General features: G+C 38.9%; 8 protein-coding genes. 7 read left to right on the top strand and 1 reads right to left on the bottom strand.

Annotated features, from left to right (window positions below; genetic code table 11):
* Nucleotides 1-193 precede the first annotated feature (193 nt).
* The 6 genes from FORMB_RS04850 (at nt 194) to bglX (ending at nt 11,265) form a co-directional block, all read left to right on the top strand.
* Nucleotides 194-3,235 (top strand): SusC/RagA family TonB-linked outer membrane protein, encoded by a 3,042-nt coding sequence (locus FORMB_RS04850; protein WP_069676383.1) that lies wholly within the window; start codon nt 194-196, stop codon nt 3,233-3,235.
* A gap of 11 nt (nt 3,236-3,246) precedes the next feature.
* Entirely contained in the window at nt 3,247-4,752 is a 1,506-nt protein-coding gene (locus FORMB_RS04845; protein WP_069676382.1) for a RagB/SusD family nutrient uptake outer membrane protein, read from the top strand.
* Nucleotides 4,753-4,764: 12 nt separating this feature from the next.
* Nucleotides 4,765-6,810: a PKD domain protein gene (locus FORMB_RS04840; protein ID WP_157498077.1), complete on the top strand. Its 2,046-nt coding sequence runs from the start codon at nt 4,765-4,767 to the stop codon at nt 6,808-6,810.
* Between the two features lie 25 nt (nt 6,811-6,835).
* Nucleotides 6,836-7,786 carry a PKD domain-containing protein gene (locus FORMB_RS04835; protein WP_157498076.1) on the top strand — a complete coding sequence of 317 codons (951 nt, stop codon included), beginning with the start codon at nt 6,836-6,838 and terminating at the stop codon, nt 7,784-7,786.
* Between the two features lie 73 nt (nt 7,787-7,859).
* Nucleotides 7,860-8,966, top strand: coding sequence for a glycoside hydrolase family 16 protein (locus tag FORMB_RS04830; RefSeq protein ID WP_069676379.1), 1,107 nt, complete (start codon nt 7,860-7,862; stop codon nt 8,964-8,966).
* Between the two features lie 4 nt (nt 8,967-8,970).
* Entirely contained in the window at nt 8,971-11,265 is a 2,295-nt protein-coding gene (gene bglX / locus FORMB_RS04825; RefSeq protein ID WP_069676378.1) for a beta-glucosidase BglX, read from the top strand.
* Nucleotides 11,266-11,300: 35 nt separating this feature from the next.
* Here bglX and FORMB_RS04820 read toward each other — a convergent pair whose 3' ends face one another.
* Nucleotides 11,301-12,545, bottom strand: coding sequence for a 3-deoxy-D-manno-octulosonic acid transferase (locus FORMB_RS04820; protein ID WP_069676377.1), 1,245 nt, complete (start codon nt 12,543-12,545; stop codon nt 11,301-11,303).
* A gap of 115 nt (nt 12,546-12,660) precedes the next feature.
* Here FORMB_RS04820 and FORMB_RS04815 point away from each other — a divergent pair, with 115 nt between their 5' ends.
* On the top strand, nt 12,661-13,815 hold the full coding sequence (locus tag FORMB_RS04815; RefSeq protein WP_069676376.1) for a DegT/DnrJ/EryC1/StrS family aminotransferase: 1,155 nt from the start codon (nt 12,661-12,663) through the stop codon (nt 13,813-13,815).

Genomic DNA, 13,815 nt, shown 5'->3' with positions numbered 1-13,815 from the left:
ACTACATTTGGACAAATTTCTTTTGTTTAACATTTACCATATTTTGTTAATCAATATTTTTTACCCTATAATATTGCCATTTCACTAAACATCAGACATTTTTTTATTTTGTATAACATTTGTTGAGGTTATTTAAACAAATTATGTAATTAGTTGTTTTAGATTTACAGTAAACCAAAACAAACCAATATTCATGAAAAAAATATTTTATTCCGCACTGATGACTTTAGCATTTGCTTTTACAGCATCCGCCCAAAATTCGACAGTAAGCGGTACAGTGAAATCTAGCGCTGATGGTCTTCCTCTTATAGGAGTAAACGTCATAGTTAAAGACACAAGCACTGGAGCTGTGTCCGATTTCGATGGAAATTTCACCATCACAAATGTACAACCGAATGCAACCTTAGTCTTTACCTATATAGGGTTTGAGACTAAAGAATTACCAGCGTCGGCAAACATGGATGTTTCTTTAGACGAAGACAACGAATCTCTTGATGAGATTGTTGTGATTGGATATGGATCCAAAAATAGGAAAGATGTGACGGGATCAGTGTCATTTGTAGGCGCTGAAACAATTGAAAAATTAAAACCTGTAGATGTTTCTCAAGCATTACAGGGAACCACAACGGGAGTTTCTGTCTCTTCGGCGTCAGGATCGCCAGGAAGTGGATTTAAATTCTTAATTAGAGGGGTTAGTAGTAACTCTAGTAACGACCCTTTATTAGTTGTAGATGGATATATAGTATCAAGTCTTAACAGTCTGAATCCAAATGATATTGAAAGTCTTACAGTATTGAAAGATGCGCAAGCGGCTATTTATGGAATTCAGGGAGCTAATGGAGTTATATTAGTAACAACTAAAAATGGAAAGAAAAATACGGCGCCTAAAGTATCTTACAATGCCTTTGCAGCCGTACAACAAACAACCAAAAAACTTTCCTTACTTAACGGTACGGAGTATGCTGCCTTGGTCAATGAAAGTTACGCAGCCAATGGACAAAGTTTGCCTCACACCAACCTAAGTGGTTTAGGTGAAGGGTTAGATTGGCAAGATCAAATTTTTGATGAAGCACTATTGATTAACCATAATCTAAGTTTATCTGGAGGTACAGAAAAAATTACGTATTATTTAAGTGCAACCCATTTAGACCAAGATGGAATCATTGCTCCAGACAAGTCAAACTATGTAAGAGATAACATAAAGTTAAACTTAGGCGTGGACGTGAATGACCGCTTAAAGACGACTTTAAATCTTAATTACTTTTCTAACAGTAGAAAATCAATCAACGAATCAGGTTTAGGTTCGGTATTATTTAATGCGATTAGTTATTCGCCATTATTTACTTTAGATCAAGAAGATGTTGGGGGAGTGTTTGGATCTGATGCGCCTTTATTTGGAAATGAAATCATCAATCCATTGTCTCAAATTAGAGACACTTACAATTCCTATTCTGGAAGCAGTATTGAAGGAAACTTCCAATTAGAATACAAACTTACAGATGCTTTAAAAGTAACCTCTAGAATCGGGTTTAAAACCTATAGCGATAAAAGCAAGTCTTTTTCACCGATTGTAAATTACGGATCAGGAAAAGTATTTAATACAACTCGAAGTACCGTCAATCAAGGTCGAAATCAATACGACTCTTACACATGGGATTCTTTTGCAACGTACAAAAAATCAATTGCAGATAAACATAACATTGAAACAACTGTTGGTATGACCGTTGTCAAAAATTGGGGTGATGGTTTATCTGGAACAGGTTATGACGTCCCTTACAATTCATGGGATTTTGCAGATATTTCACAGACAACAGGTTTAGGCACAGGTAATGATACTAGTTCTTATACTTATGACAACCGTTTGTTGTCTTATTTTGGACGTCTTCAATACGACTTTAAAGGGAAGTACTTATTGTCTGCGATGGTACGTCGTGATGGATCTTCAGCCTTTGATAATGATTACAGAATCGATTACTTTAAATCGGTCACTGCTGGATGGAAAATTTCAGAAGAAAACTTTTTGAAAGACAATCAAACAATTGATTTCTTGAAGTTAAGAGGAAGTTACGGAACACTAGGAAATCTTGTTGGTGCCGATTTATACAAGGCATTACTATCTGGAGAAGCAACCTACGTATTTGATGGTACTTTATCCAATGGTCAAGCGCTTGGAAAACTTCCAAATAAAATTGCACAATGGGAAACAGCTGAAAAATTAGACATTGGACTGGACGCTAAATTATTTAATAATAAATTAGAAATTGTAGCAGATTACTTCTTAGAAGACCGAGTGGATTTGTTGATTGAAAACCTGCCAGTTTCGGGAATTTTAGGAACGACTGCTCCAGGCTCTTCAGCTCCAACAGTTAATGCTGGTACTACACGATCAGAAGGTTATGAGTTGTTGTTAAGCTACAGCGATAATATTTCTGAAAACCTATCCTTTAATGTAAGCTACAATGTAACTAAGATAAAAGGGGAAGTCATTAACATCATCGGAGATGTTTCTCCTACGGGTGGATCTTTTGGAGTAGGACAGCCTTTGCTACCCTCAATAATGACCGTTGGTCAACCAATAGGATCTTTTTACGGACTTCAAACGAATGGAATCTTTCAGAACCAAGCCGAAGTCAATGCCCATCCAACTCAAGAAGGATTGGGTTATGCAGCAGCGCCAGGAGACATTCGTTATGTAGATGTCAATGGGGATAATAAAATTGACGCCGATGACAGAACATTTATTGGAAAACCTTTAGCCGATTATTTTATGGGCTTTAACTTCTCAATCAACTACAAGGACTTTGATTTTAGTGCCTATACCTATGCGGAAATAGGTAAGGAAATGGTGCGTAATTATGAGCGTGACCAACCCAGAGTGAACCGGCTTGATTATTACTTAGACCGTTGGACAGGTCCAGGAACCAGCAATACAGTTCCTAGAGCGACCACAGGAGCTACGACTAATAAATTATTTTCTGACTTCTTTGTAGAAGATGCTTCATTTGTTCGTATCCAAAACATTCAGTTGGGATACAGCTTACCAGAAGACCTCCTCCAAAAAATAGGGATGTCTAAAGTAAGAATTTACACTTCCGTTAACAATGCTTTTACTTTTACGAAGTACAAAGGATTTGACCCTGCAGCCACAAATGGTGCTGCCATTGGGGGCGGTATTGATAGTGGATTCTATCCAGCCGTTAGACAATATATTCTTGGACTAAATGTTTCATTTTAAACTAAAGCACGATGAAAAACAATAAAAACATACTATCTGCAATTCTAGTGTTTACACTAATTGCTACTGGAATTTATTCCTGTTCGGATGAATTCTTAGATGAAACTGAAAATTATAATATTGACTCTGAGAATTTCTTTAATTCGGAAGAAGACTATTATTTAGCACTCGTTGGAGCTTATGATTTACTACAAGCTTCTTACGTAAATGTACTCTTAGGAGAAATTGCTTCAGACAACACACTCTGTGGAGGTGAAAGCGCAACAGATGTTGTAGGCTTTCAGCAAATTGACGATATGGGACACACCGAAGTAAACAGCAACCTAAGAGATATTTGGAGCTGGATGTTTGCAGGCGTGAGTAGAACCAATTACTTCTTAGAAAATCAAAACAAAACAGCCTTTGACGGACGTGATGCTATGGTTGCAGAAGCTCGTTTCCTTAGAGCCTATTACCATTTTGAATTGGTAAAATGGTTTGGAGGAATTCCAATCAAAAATTACGAAGCAGCTTTAGAGGGTGCTGGAGAACGTTTTGTTCCTGGCGATGAACTAGTGATTGCTAGATCCTCATCAGCTCAGGTATATGCGCTTATTGAAAGTGATTTGACCTATGCAGTTAACAACTTAGAATACACAGCTCCTCAAGTAGGACGTGTGACTAAAGGAGCTGCAGAGGCGTTACTTGGAAAAGCCTATTTGTATCAAAACAAATTTACAGAGGCTGCGACTGTTTTAGACAACGTGATTAATAATGGACCTTACGATCTTGCATTAGACTATGCTACCATTTTTGAAAGTGGAGGCGAGAATAATGTAGAATCAGTGTTTGAAGTACAATATACAGATGCTGAAGGTGCAGGATTCGGTTGTTTACAATGTAGTGAAGGAAATATTGCCGTTGGATTTAATGGAATTCGCAACTATTCAGGACCTACTTTTGATTCTGGATACAGTTTTAATGTACCGACTCAAGAAGCCGTAGATGCTTTTGAAACAGGAGACTCTAGAAAAGACGTTTCTATTTTAGACATTGAAGCTTGGGCAACAACAACACAAGCAACTTTTGGAGTTGGTTATGAGCATACAGGCTATTACAACAGAAAATACCTTGCACGTCAAGGCGATCAAAATATGGGCGATCAAAATTTAACAAACCCAAACAACTACAGATCGATTCGTTTTGCAGATGTATTGTTAATGGCAGCAGAAGCGAACAACAGAGGAAGTATTGATGATGCTAAAGCACAACTATACTTAAACAGAGTACGCGAACGTGCATTTGGAAATACGACTAATAATGTGTCTGCTTCAGGGACAGCACTTACAGATGCAATCTATCACGAAAGACGTGTTGAACTTGTAGGAGAAGGACATCGGTTCTTTGATTTAGTTCGTACAGGTCAAGCAGCATCTGAAATAGACGGCTTTGTAGCTGGAAGAAACGAATTATTTCCTATTCCAATTGAAGAAATTCAATTCTCAAATGGACTCTGGACACAAAACACAACTTATTAAAAAAATATAACGATGAAAACACTTAAATATTTATTTAGTTTATGTCTTGTAGTCTTTACACTAACTACATGTTCAGACGATGTAACAGACCTAAGCTTTGTCTCCAAAGTGGAGGCTCCTACTGAATTAGCAATGCTTTTTCAAGTAACTCAAGACAATACAGGCTTGGTAACCATCACTCCTACAGCAGAAGGTGCTGTTAGTTTTGATATTTCTTTTGGAGACGACACTGTCGAACCTGAAAGTTTAGAAAACGGACAAAACATTGCACATACGTATGCAGAAGGGACTTATACTGTAAACGCAGTCGCTTATGGAATCACAGGCTTAGAAACAACCTTGAGTCAAGAATTAGTGATTTCTTTTGAAGCACCCTCTAACTTAGTGGTGACCATTGAAAATGATACAGCTATTTCAAAACGTGTAAACATCCTAGCCGAAGCTGATTTTGCAGTGAGCTTTGATGTGTATTCTGGAGTTACAGGTGTAACAACGCCAGTTACTGGTAACATTGGAGAGATAGTTTCTTTAGATTATGAAGAAGCTGGAACGTACACAATTACCGTAGTCGTTATGGGAGCAGCTATTGAAACAACCACCTATACCGAAGAATTTGAAGTCACGGCTATTGTAGCACCTTTAACAGCGGCACCAACACCGCCATCAAGACAAGCTACGGATGTAGTCTCAATATACAGTGATGCCTATACCAATGTTGATTTATCTGAACTAAATCCTGGATGGGGACAAACAACAGTCCTAACCGAAGTTCAAGTTGAAGCAAACAATACTTGGTTTTATAGCGATTTAAACTATACTGGAATTGTAACCGATTACGGAAATGCAACGGATCTTTCAGCTATGGAATTTGTACATTTTGACTATTGGACACCAGATGCGACCGTTTTAGGTCTTAAACTAGTCAACACCTCTCACCCAGATGGAGACCCGTTAAAAGAAGACATTGAATTTGTGAGCCCTATCACTTTAGGTGCTTGGGTAAGCGTAGAAATTCCTTTAGCAGATTATACAACCGATGTATCTGGTATAACTCAATTGTTATATGATACTACTGGTAACAGTGCAATTGTTTATATAGATAATTTATATTTTTACAAAACATCTAGCAATACTTCTGGACCAACACCTATCACATTTGAAACACCTTATGTATTAGATGGTTTTGATGGCGGTACTACTTCAGTGATCGCAAATCCAGATACAAATGGCAATACTTCAGGTTCAGTCTTAGAACTTGTAAAAGGATCAGGACAACCATGGGCAGGATCTAAAATCACAGTTCCAACACCATTTTCTTTTGCAGGATCAACATCAGTGTCGGTTAAAGTCTGGTCCCCTAGAGCAGGTCTTACTCTTATGATGAAGTTTGAAGATGCTGTGCCATGGCCAAACAATGCTGGTTCAGCTGAAATTACAGCGACGACAACCGTAGCGAATCAGTGGCAAACGTTGTCATTCGATCATTCAGCGATTGACACGAGCATCGATTGGTATAATATGGTATTGATTATGGATAACGGAACTCAAGGAGATGGCTCAGCAGATTACACCATCTACGTAGATGATATATCTTCGGATCCAATTTTAGATTTTGAACCAGGCTTTACATTAGATGGTTTTGATGGTGGTACCACAGCAGTGATCGCAAATCCAGATACAAATGGCAATACTTCAGGTTCAGTCTTAGAACTTGTAAAAGGATCAGGACAACCATGGGCAGGATCTAAAATCACAGTTCCAACACCATTTTCTTTTGCAGGATCAACATCAGTGTCGGTTAAAGTCTGGTCCCCTAGAGCAGGTCTTAATCTTATGATGAAGTTTGAAGATGCTGTGCCATGGCCAAACAATGCTGGTTCAGCTGAAATTACAGCGACGACAACCGTAGCAAATCAGTGGCAAACGTTGTCATTCGATCATTCAGCGATAGACACGAGCATCGATTGGTATAATATGGTATTGATTATGGATAATGGAACTCAAGGAGATGGCTCAGCAGATTACACCATCTACGTAGATGATATATCTCAAAACTAATCCTTTAAAATCTAAAAATAATATTATGAAGCAAATAAAATATTTATTCAGTTTATGTTTAACCTTAGCACTTTTCACAAGTTGCGAGGAAGACAGTCACGAGTTTGGTCCAATCACTGCGCCAACGAACGTACAAGTAACCGCAGAAATTGTTGGTCAAGATGCCGACAATCCAAATGGCGATGGCGATGGATTTGTAAACTTTACAGTGACTGCTGTAAATGGAGTTACATATCAGTTTAACTTTGGAGACGGAAATTCAGAAGTAGCACCTTCTGGGATGATATCTCACAGGTATTCTCAAACCGGAATTAATGATTACACCGTAATTATTAATGCTGTAGGTACTGGCGGCACCTTGTCTAGCACCTCTATTGACATTAGTGTCTTTAGCTCATTCGAAGACTTAGAGGCCTTAGAATTCTTAAGTGGACTCAATGAAGGCGATACTAAAACATGGGTTTGGGCTTCGGACATTCCATTACATATAGGTCTAGGCCCTGTTACAGATGACTACGGCGGAGGCGAATTTGCATGGCCAAATTGGTGGAATGCAATACAACCCAATGATCCAGAAAAATCATGTATGTACACCAACGAATTTGTTTTTACAACAACAGCAAATGGTCTTACTTTTGAACAAACAGTAGGCCCTGCATTTGTACCAGGAGCTTATGCTGATGTTATAGGAGTCGGTGGCGACACTTGTCATGATGATACAGTGGCTACAACCATGTTTGGAGTTAAAAATGTTTCATTTTCTCCATCATCATCCAAAGCCGCTCTTGAAGGATCTTATGACGATGTCCCATATAGAATGACTAGCTTTCAGTTCTCAGACGGTGGTTTTATGGGTTGGTATATAGGTGAAGTCGTTTACGATATCATTTCTATCAGTGCTACAGAACTTCATGTCAGATCAATACAAGAAGGTGGTGGATTTGCATGGTATGCTAAATATAAAGTAGCAAATTAATCAAATCAGTAAAACATTGAAAAAAAGAGGCGAAATTTCGCCTCTTTTTTTATTATTATTTATTTTTGTAACTATGAAAAACTTAAAATCTTTTACACTTTTATTTACGATCGTCAGTCTCACCCTCATAGGGTGTTCTTCTGGCGACGATGATTCCTCAGACTCTGGTAGTGGAGGTGGTGGAAATCAACAAAACACACCCTCCAACTTAGTGGCAACTGTCACAATTCAAGGACAGGACACAGCAAACCCTTATGGCGATGGATCTGGTATTTTTAGCTGTACAGCCACAGCAACCAATGCTGTTAAATACGGATTTAAAGTGGGTAACGGTACAGAATCTCAAAACACCACGGGTGTTTTTTCTCATACCATTAATACATCTGGAACCAATCAATTTGCACTCACTATTTATGCATATTCAAACACTGACGAACGCATCAGTACCATTAAAAACTTAACAATTGAGGTGGATGGAAACACCAATGGAGGTTCTGGCAATAATGATGTTTTAGTCTGGTCAGATGAATTTGATGGTAATGGATCTATCAATACCGAATTTTGGAATTTTGAGACTGGCGGCGGCGGCTGGGGCAATCAAGAAGTTCAGATCTACACAAGCAATACTAATAATGTTGTTAAAGAAAACGGCATTTTAAAAATAACGGCTGTAAAAGAATCGAATGGAACGTATTCTTCTGCTCGTATTACAACTCAAAATAAAATCGACTTCAAATATGCACGGATTGATATTCGCGCGAAACTTCCATCCGTTGCGGGGACTTGGCCTGCCTTATGGATGTTAGGCTCTAGTTTTAGTTCTGAAGGATGGCCGTATTGTGGAGAAATTGACATCATGGAACAATTTGAAGATAAATCGTATGTGCAAACCACCTGCCATTGGAATAATAATGGGACCCCTGCTAGTCATGGACAGCCGACGAATTTAAGCACGCCTGCCGAGTTTCACATCTATTCTTTAGACTGGAGAGCTGGTAGTATTAAAGCGTTAATTGACGGCGTCGAAACCTATGCACTCTCCACAAACAGTACCCTGCCTTTTGATGCCAACTTCTTTCTAATATTTAACCTAGCAATGGGTGGCAGTAACGGAGGTACTATTGATCCTAACTTTACATCCGATGCAATGGAAGTAGATTATATAAGAGTTTATCAATAAAATAATGAAACCCAATTTAACAGTAGCAATCGTATGTTTTCTGATCGGATTAAACGCCTGTCAAAATCCGAATACAACCCACTCAGAAACCCGTTCATCCTCAATAACATCAGTAGTAGATGTAGAGCAAAAAGTAGAAACCCTACTGAAACAAATGACCCTCGAAGAAAAGATCGGTCAGATGAACCAATACAGTGGGTTTTGGGACCTTACAGGCCCTGCACCAAGTAATGGCGACGCTGCTAAAAAATACGAACACCTTCGCAAAGGCTATGTAGGATCCATGCTCAATCTTAGAGGCGTTGAAAATGTTCGCAAAATTCAAAAAATTGCCGTCGAAGAAACCCGCTTAGGCATTCCCTTAATTATAGGTTTTGATGTCATTCATGGCTATGAAACCCTAAGCCCAATTCCTTTAGCAGAATCTGCGAGTTGGGATTTAGAAGCCATCAAAAAATCAGCAGAAGTCGCGGCGGAAGAAGCTGCGGCCGCAGGCATAAACTGGACCTTTGCACCCATGGTCGATATTTCACGCGATGCCCGATGGGGACGTGTCATGGAAGGCGCTGGTGAAGATCCCTATTTAGGCTCCAAAATTGCGTTTGCAAGAGTGCAAGGATTTCAAGGATCAGATTTATCAAAACACACCACATTGGCAGCCTGTGCGAAGCATTTCGCAGCCTATGGCTTTGCCGAATCAGGAAGAGAATACAACACCGCCGATGTAGGAACCTCCACTTTAAACAACATTATTTTCCCACCCTTTCAAGCCACCATTGATGCAGGTGTCAGAACCTTTATGAATTCTTTTAGTGAACTCAATGGAATTCCTGCCACAGGTAACAGCTATTTACAACGAGATATTCTCAAAGACAAATGGGAATTTGACGGATTTGTAGTCTCGGATTGGGGTTCTATTGAAGAAATGATTTCTCATGGATACGCAAAAGACAACAAGCATGCCGCCCAAATTGCAGCCAACGCTGGCTCTGATATGGATATGGAATCCTATTTATATGTCAATGAATTGGCAGATTTAGTGAGAGAAGGAAAAGTCAAACAAGCCTATATCGATGATGCCGCCAAACGTATTTTGCGTGTAAAATTTGAATTAGGTCTTTTTGAAGACCCCTATAAATATTGCGATGCACAACGCGAAAAAGAAGTCATTGGACAACAAGCGTTTCACGATGCCTGTTTAGACATGGCTAAAAAGTCCATCGTACTTTTAAAGAACGAAAATCAATTATTACCCCTCAAAAAACAAGGTCAGAAAATTGCGTTAATTGGCGCACTCGCAACAGATAAAACAAGCCCTTTAGGAAACTGGAGAATTGCTGCAAAAGACAACACCGCAGTCTCTGTTTTAGAAGGAATGCAAGCCTACACCGGAAACCAATTGACCTATGCGAAAGGCGCCGATGTCAGTTTAGGCAACACCGAATTCACTGTAGAAGTCAACATAAACACCACCGATAAAAGCGAATTCCCGCAAGCCATTGCTGTCGCCAAAACGGCGGATGTCGTTGTCATGGTACTGGGTGAAATAGGCTACCAAAGTGGCGAAGGCAGAAGCCGCACAGAACTCGGATTGCCAGGGGTTCAACAAGAGCTTTTAGAAGCCATTTACAAGGTCAATAAAAACATTGTTTTAGTCTTAAACAACGGAAGGCCCTTAGTACTAAACTGGCATCAGGAACACCTCCCCGCAATTGTGGAGGCTTGGCAATTAGGAACTCAAAGTGGAAATGCCATTGCACAAGTACTCTATGGCGATTACAACCCAAGTGGAAAATTACCGATGAGTTTCCCAAGAGCTGTGGGTCAAATTCCCATCTATTATAATTACAAAAATACAGGCCGTCCTACCTTACCGGCACCCGGAAAAGTGTTTTGGTCTCATTATCAAGATGTAGAAAACAGTCCTTTATACCCTTTCGGATATGGGCTAAGCTATACCACATTTGAATACAGTAGCCTTCAAGCGCAAGCAGTATCTGACAAAGAAGTCACCGTATCCGTCACGCTAAAAAACTCTGGAAAATTAACAGGAAAAGAAGTCGTTCAGTTATACATTAGAGATCATTACGCAAGTGTCACACGCCCTGTTAGAGAACTCAAAGGTTTTGAACTGGTCAGTCTTGAGCCAAATGAAAGCAAGGAAATTTCATTTACCCTTACAGAAAAAGAACTTGGATTTTATAACAATCAAGGCGATTTTGTTTTAGAACCAGGCGATTTTTCAATCTTTGTTGGAGGCGATTCCAATGCAAAATTGGAAACCAAAATCACTTTATAATTTGGTGGTAAATAATCATCTAAAGAAAGCGTAGATTACTTCTTAAAAATCTGTTGTAATTCGGTCATCACAATTTCAGAAGCCCCTTTGTTGTCTTCTACATAGTGTTTGTTTATTTGACCCGATTTTGTTCTTTTTTCCAAATCATAAACAAATCCATCTAAGGCCGAATGCAGCGCGTCATAGTTGCTGATACTAATCAAACCACCAAGAGTTTGCATGGCTTTTGCCTCAGGGAAGTTTTTATGATTCTTCCCAATCACAATAGGAACCGCAAAAGTAGCCGCCTCTAGTGTGTTATGAAGCCCCGTAGTGCCCATACCGCCACCTACATAAGCAACATCTGCATAGTTATAAATTTTGGTTAAGAGACCAATGGTGTCTACTACAAAAACCGTTTTGTCTTTCAGCGTTTCATTCTTATAATTCGAGTAAAGTACCGTTGGTTTTTCAATCCGTTTTGCCATCGATTTAATCTGATTCAAATCCATATTATGGGGAGCAATGATAAACTTGACATCGTCTTTGCAATTATTAATATAATCAACCAGCAGCACTTCATCTTCTGGCCACGTACTTCCAGCTACGACACAGGTTTGATTGTTCTTAAACTCCGCAATAAAATCCAATGTATTGTCTGTGTTCATTTGATTCCCAACACGGTCAAAACGCGTATCGCCTGAAACGGTGACGGCATCGTATCCAATAGAATTCAATAACACTTTTGAATCTGTATCCTGCGTAAAAATATGATCAAATGTAAAAAGCAACTGTTTGAGCCACCCACCATAAAATTTAAAGTACGCTTGAGACGGTCTAAACAAGGCTGAAATTAAGATGGAAGTGATATTTCGACGCTTTATTTCCAACAAATAATTTGGCCAAAGATCATACTTGACAAACACCACCAATTCAGGATGCGTGAGGTCTAAAAACTTTTTTACAATAGATTTTTGATCCAAAGGAAGGTACACAACCACATCCGCAATGGGATTGTTTTTTCTGATTTCATAGCCCGAAGGAGAGAAAAAAGTCATCACAAATTTATGGTCTTTATACTGTTTTGTTAAGGGTTCAAAGAAAGGCAATCCTTGTTCATATTCTCCTAAAGACGAGCAGTGCATCCAGATCACTTTATCCGTTTCTTTCAGTTCCTGTGCTAAAATTTGAAGACTTTCGTTCCGACCTTCTTGACCCTTTTGAGTTTTTTTGTGAAGGCCTCCAAAAAGACGAACAGAAATTGCAGCGAGTTCAACGATGATGTTATAAAAAAGTCCCAATAGCCTATTATTTGAGGCAAAAATACATTCTTTATATTAATTTTATGACTAAGCAATGCTAATTTTGTATTTTTGTTTGTGCAAAATATATTGCTTCGAAACGTAATTTAAAGAAATGAACAAAATTCAAATGGTTGACCTAAAAGGTCAGTATGCCTCTATAAAAGAAGTTGTAAATGCTTCCATTCAAGAAGTTATTGATAACGCCTCTTTCATTAACGGTCCAAAAGTTAAAGAATTTCAAGCAAATTTAGAAGCCTACCTAGGAATCAAACACGTGATTCCTTGTGCCAACGGAACGGATGCCTTACAAATTGCGATGATGGGACTTGGTTTAAAACCGGGCGATGAAGTCATCACCGCCGATTTTACTTTTGCAGCCACCGTTGAAGTAATTGCCTTACTAGGACTGACGCCTGTTTTAGTGGATGTCGATCCAGATAAATTTAACATCGATATAGAAGCCGTCAAAAAAGCCATTACTCCAAAAACAAAAGCCATTGTGCCCGTACATTTATTTGGTCAATGTGCCAATATGGATGCCATTATGGAACTGGCAGAAGCACATAATTTATTTGTAATAGAAGACAATGCGCAAGCCATTGGCGCGAATTTCACTTCTAAAAATGGTTCAAAAGCCAAAGCTGGAACAATCGGTCATGTGGCTTCCACTTCTTTTTTTCCTTCTAAAAATTTAGGGTGTTATGGAGATGGCGGTGCTATTTTCACCAATGACGATGACTTGGCACACACAATCAGAGGGATTGTAAATCACGGGATGTACAAACGCTACCACCACGATGTGGTAGGAGTGAACTCTCGATTGGATTCTATCCAAGCAGCCGTTCTAGATGCAAAGCTTCCAAAGTTGGATGCGTATAACAAAGCACGTCAATCTGCTGCTCGAAAATACAATGCTGCGTTTAAAAATCATAAAAATATAATCACGCCTAAAGCGGGCAACGGATGTGAAACAATTTGTGACAACTGTGATTGTCACGTATTTCATCAATACACTTTAAAAATACAAAATGCAGATAGAGATGCCTTAGCGGCACATTTGCAATCAAAAGATATTCCTTGTGGGGTTTACTATCCAATTCCATTACATAAGCAAAAAGCTTATGTGGATGACCGTTATAATGATGCAGATTTTAAAGTGACAAATACCTTAATTGACGAAGTCATTTCATTGCCAATGCATACCGAATTGGAGGACGATCAAATCGATTTTATTACCTCAACCATCATTGATTTTCTGTCCAAATAA

Origin of the sequence: Formosa sp. Hel1_33_131 (genome assembly GCF_001735745.1) — a bacterium.
Taxonomy (GTDB): Bacteria; Bacteroidota; Bacteroidia; order Flavobacteriales; family Flavobacteriaceae; genus Hel1-33-131.
Note: the sequence above shows the minus strand (reverse complement) of the source record. Positions and strands in the feature narration are given on the sequence as shown.